At 63.7% G+C, this 3658-nt stretch carries 9 protein-coding genes; 1 reads left to right on the top strand and 8 read right to left on the bottom strand.

Translation table 11 applies throughout. The features are described 5' to 3' along the window. Nucleotides 1-15: 15 nt before the first annotated feature. Nucleotides 16-369 (bottom strand): hypothetical protein, encoded by a 354-nt coding sequence (locus AB0395_RS47815; protein WP_366294934.1) that lies wholly within the window; start codon nt 367-369, stop codon nt 16-18. A 200-nt stretch (nt 370-569) separates the two neighbouring features. On the opposite strand from AB0395_RS47815, the gene AB0395_RS47810 reads away from it, so the two are divergent. Beyond that, on the top strand, nt 570-818 hold the full coding sequence (locus tag AB0395_RS47810) for a hypothetical protein (RefSeq protein WP_366294931.1): 249 nt from the start codon (nt 570-572) through the stop codon (nt 816-818). Here the strand turns inward: AB0395_RS47810 and AB0395_RS47805 are convergent. From AB0395_RS47805 to AB0395_RS47775, 7 genes are all read right to left on the bottom strand, one after another. Then, nucleotides 815-1054 (bottom strand): hypothetical protein, encoded by a 240-nt coding sequence (locus AB0395_RS47805; RefSeq protein ID WP_366294929.1) that lies wholly within the window; start codon nt 1052-1054, stop codon nt 815-817. The two genes, AB0395_RS47810 and AB0395_RS47805, sit on opposite strands and share 4 nt — an antisense overlap. A gap of 30 nt (nt 1055-1084) precedes the next feature. Beyond that, nucleotides 1085-1381: a hypothetical protein gene (locus AB0395_RS47800; protein WP_366294927.1), complete on the bottom strand. Its 297-nt coding sequence runs from the start codon at nt 1379-1381 to the stop codon at nt 1085-1087. Beyond that, nucleotides 1369-1656 carry a hypothetical protein gene (locus AB0395_RS47795; protein ID WP_366294925.1) on the bottom strand — a complete coding sequence of 96 codons (288 nt, stop codon included), beginning with the start codon at nt 1654-1656 and terminating at the stop codon, nt 1369-1371. Before AB0395_RS47795 ends, AB0395_RS47800 begins: the two co-directional genes overlap by 13 nt. After that, nucleotides 1656-2012 (bottom strand): DUF6221 family protein, encoded by a 357-nt coding sequence (locus AB0395_RS47790; protein ID WP_366294922.1) that lies wholly within the window; start codon nt 2010-2012, stop codon nt 1656-1658. The genes AB0395_RS47795 and AB0395_RS47790 overlap by 1 nt, the downstream gene beginning before the upstream one ends. After that, a complete protein-coding gene (locus tag AB0395_RS47785) occupies nt 2012-2281 on the bottom strand; it encodes a hypothetical protein (protein ID WP_366294920.1) in 270 nt (89 codons plus the stop codon). The genes AB0395_RS47790 and AB0395_RS47785 overlap by 1 nt, the downstream gene beginning before the upstream one ends. A 130-nt stretch (nt 2282-2411) precedes the next feature. After that, entirely contained in the window at nt 2412-3239 is an 828-nt protein-coding gene (locus AB0395_RS47780; RefSeq protein ID WP_366294917.1) for a hypothetical protein, read from the bottom strand. 203 nt (nt 3240-3442) lie between these two features. Beyond that, complete coding sequence (locus AB0395_RS47775; protein WP_366294915.1) at nt 3443-3631, bottom strand: hypothetical protein; 189 nt, start codon at nt 3629-3631, stop codon at nt 3443-3445. Between the last annotated feature and the right edge of the window lie 27 nt (nt 3632-3658).

Below are 3658 nucleotides of genomic sequence, written 5' to 3'. Positions count from 1 at the left end.
GAGGGGCGGGGAAGTTCAGGTGGGGTCTCCGGGGATCACACCGGTGTTGCTCGGCAGCGAGGTCAGGGTGACGTCCTCGTCGTGCGTGGTGTAGCCGCCGGAGCCGTCGGGGATCCGGTCGCCGTTCTCGTCGAGGTCGAAAACAGCGACCACGCCGCGGATCGGGTCATCCCAGAGGGTGAGCGTCTTGTAGGTGGCGTACACCCGGCCGCCCGGCGGCAGGGACGCCGCGGTGTCCCACTCGTAGACGTGACCCTGCAAGTGGAGCTTCTGGCCGCCCAGCCACGTCAGGAAGTTCCGGTAACCCGGGGAGGTCATGTACTCCGGCATGGTGCGGATACCGGCAACGAGGTACGTGGGGTCGGGCACGGGGCTCCAGAGGTCGAAATGGGCATGAGAAAGGGCCGCCCGGATGGACGGCCCCGGTGAAGCAGTTCAGGTGACGCGGACGCGGGTCTTGCCGCAGGTCTTGCAGCGCTGGGTGGAAACGCGGCCTACGGTCTCGACGACCAGCCAGCGGTGGCGGAGGTGCACCACACCTCCGACCAGGCAGGCTTTAGGCTCGATTCATGGCGGATCTCAGCGAGTACAAGGCAGCCGTAGACCGGGCAGTGGACAAGATCTACGAGCAGGCTGGTGTTTCCCCCGAACTGCGGGAACTGCTCGACCAGGAGCAGGCCGCACGGCAAGCCGTGCTGGATGAGCACCTGAAGCACGAGCAGCGGCTTATGGAACAGATGCAGGAGCAGGCTGAACAGTACGGCGACGCGTGGGCGTCAACTTTCCGCGAAGCGGCCCGGCTAAGCAACGGCAGCTAAGCCTCGCTGAGCGGGGTGTGCAGCCTCGGGACGTGGTTGTAGTCCTCCCCGGGGACCCTGATGATCTCCTCCGCGAGAGCCCACCGCTCGACGACGTACCGGCGGTTACCGTCGTCCTCGGCGTAAAAGATCGACGCCATCCATTGGGTTTCGCCTCGACGCCACGCCTGCAGCCACACCATGCGGGAGCCGTACAGCACCAGGGGTGGGCGAGGAGGAACAGCAGGCGAGGACACGCAGGTGAGGGTACGGGGCGGCACCGACAGTCAGTGGTCCTGTTCGTCGAGCCGGTTGGGCTCGCTCACCAGAACCAGGGTGGAGGGATCCTCGGGGATCACGTCTACGCTGCCGTCCGCGTTGTGGATGACCTTGTAGCGGCGGGGAGGCGGGAGCATCCGAGAGCAGTCGACGGTGTCGACTCGGGTGAGTTGGAGGCCGTCGTCGACCACCTCCCCGCCCAGGAAGACGCCCGCGGCGAGCTCTTCAGGAGTGGGGCTGTCGGGGTCGTTCAGCTTCGGGATCCAGTAGACGCGCGTGTGCGACGAGTCGGTCAGGTCGGCCACGGCGTCACCTCTGCGTTGGGCGTCAATTCCAGGCCGGTGGCGGTGAGGAAGTCTTCCAGGCTGATCTGCCCGTCCATGCTGGGGGTGCCGAAGCGTGCGATCTTCCCGTCTGGGGGTTCGCACCAGGTTTCCCAGTCTGGGGTGTCGTAGGCGTCGACCGTTCCCATGCCGTACCGGTAGCGCAGGTAGAGGTACTGGCCGTCAACGGTCCAGGCATCCCACTGGGTGGGGCAGGCTGAGCAGGTCTCCACCACTTTGGCGAGACGGATAGTCATCAGGTGGCTGCCTGGTCGACGAGAGTGGCGTACTCCGGGTGGTCGAAGTACGGCAGGGCGAGGAGCTTGAGTAGCTGGTCGGCGACATTCGACGGGGTGCTCCACTCGCCTTCAATCACGCCATCCATGTACTCGACGTTGGGCACGAGATCGTCGAGGAGCTTCCGCTTGACCTTGAGCTCGGCCAGTGCCCGCTTCTGCCCGATGGCCAGCACCTGCTGGCACGGGTAGTCCTTCTCGGTGAAGACCTCGATACCAACGACCTCGTTGCCGTCGATCTCGTCGAGGGAGCGGATGGTCTTCTCTTCCTCCACGTACCGGGCTCGGAGGAACGCGACGATCGGGTGCTGCTCCATTAGACGCGCTCCGGCCAGTGCCAGGTGCCGCCGCGTGGCTCCTCTGCCATCTCGTCCTGCAAGACACTCCGGTTGAAGAACATGCCCTCGGGATTGAGCACGGCGAGGCTCACATGGCCGATGTGGAGGCCACCGCCGCCGACACCGTCTTGGTAGGTGTCCACTGCAGTCACAATGGCCGCCCGGCAGACGCTCGGGTATTCGCCGTTCGGGGTGCCGTACGACACGTAGTGGACGATGTCGCCGACAGCAGGCGCTCGCTGGGGCATTAGGCCTCCAAGGGGGGCAGGGGGTTGGTACCGGGCGGGCCGCCAGTCGCGGCGAACGACAACCCGCCCAGGAACTACTCGGCCCGGCCCCCATACCCCGCGGACAAGGAGCCGGGCCGAAGAACATGAGCTACTCGACGGTGGACGACGAGTCCGAGGCCGTTTTGGGTATCGCCGACCGAAGAGCGTCGCGCTCCTGGATCATCCGGGTGATGTAATCGCTGAGCGTCTCGGTTACATGGGTGTGACCAGCCTGTATGGCGAAGGTTTTGAGCCGAGCAATCTCGGCCCGGAGCATCTCCGCTACGACAGCCCCACGCACGTCGGCCCAGCTCATCTCCAGGATCTGCTGGATTGGGACGCCTTTCTTCTCGGCAAGCGTCCCGAACAGGTCGAGCAGTTCTTCTGGCTCGTTCAGGTGGTCCATGGTGATGCCTGCAGAAGGCATCGTGTAAGAGTCATCCGCTCTTCGCCCCATGAACTTCGCGATGCCGTCGCGCAGTGCCTCCACAAGATCAGGCTCTAGCTCAGGATCGGGTTCGCGGTAATTCAGCCCGTGCAGTTCACGCAGCGTCATGATGTGATCCCGCCGCTGCTGCATGACCTGCTCGATCGTGTCCTCCGAGATCGGCTCCAGCTTCAGGCTTTCGGCAAAGGCGATCATCTCGGAAAAGGTGAGCCCCTTGAAGTACTCGTTGTTGTTGGCAGCTGTACCGCTGGCATGGCCGTACTCGATCATGGCTCTCTCCGCGGCACGTGCATTGCAGCAGGGCGGCGATACCCAGACAGCGGTGATAGCCGCACCGAAGGCACCTGCGTTCTGGGCGTGCTTACTGATGCGTTGGTGAGGATGGTTGCTGTAGCCGACTTTGAGGATGTCGTTGCTCATCTCGACCACGTAAATGTGGGCCTCAACCTCGTGGAACTCAGCCTTGCCAGGTAGTTCCTTGAGCTTCACCCCGCAGGGATCTTCGAGGAGAACCGCCTGAGGGTGAGGTGCACCCACACGTATTGGAGGCTTAGATTTGGTCATGTCAGCCTGCTCCTACAGGTTGGCACGGGACCTCGATGGGCGGACCACCACGAACGCCTGTCGAGGTCTTTTGATTGTCGAACTGGTGTCTATTGTCCCAGGTTGAGCAGGGAATTTCAGGCGAATGCTCAGTCGCTCTGCCAGTACAGGCCGCTGCCCAGAACTACAGACCGGATGGGCTCGAACTCTGGGTCCTCGACGACCTTGGTGACCCGTTCGACGAGGCGTTCGTACAAGTGGCGGTGAGCAAGCATCTCCTCGTCGGTGCTGGAGGACAGACTCGCACCGACCGACACGCGGACATATTCGCGGCTCACTCGACGTCGTCCTTGGCGACGACTTCC

The organism is Streptosporangium sp. NPDC051023, assembly GCF_040689595.1.
Taxonomy (GTDB): Bacteria; Actinomycetota; Actinomycetes; order Streptosporangiales; family Streptosporangiaceae; genus Streptosporangium.
The sequence above is the reverse complement of the archived record's forward strand: the minus strand, read 5'-3'. Positions and strand labels throughout refer to the sequence as shown.

What these genes read in the sequence shown, in the direction of transcription:
- AB0395_RS47810 (WP_366294931.1), top strand. Translation starts at nt 570, where the DNA reads ATGGCGGATCTCAGCGAGTACAAGGCAGCCGTAGACCGGGCAGTGGAC.
- AB0395_RS47795 (WP_366294925.1), bottom strand. Translation starts at nt 1,656, where the DNA reads ATGACTATCCGTCTCGCCAAAGTGGTGGAGACCTGCTCAGCCTGCCCC.
- AB0395_RS47790 (WP_366294922.1), bottom strand. Translation starts at nt 2,012, where the DNA reads ATGGAGCAGCACCCGATCGTCGCGTTCCTCCGAGCCCGGTACGTGGAG.
- AB0395_RS47785 (WP_366294920.1), bottom strand. Translation starts at nt 2,281, where the DNA reads ATGCCCCAGCGAGCGCCTGCTGTCGGCGACATCGTCCACTACGTGTCG.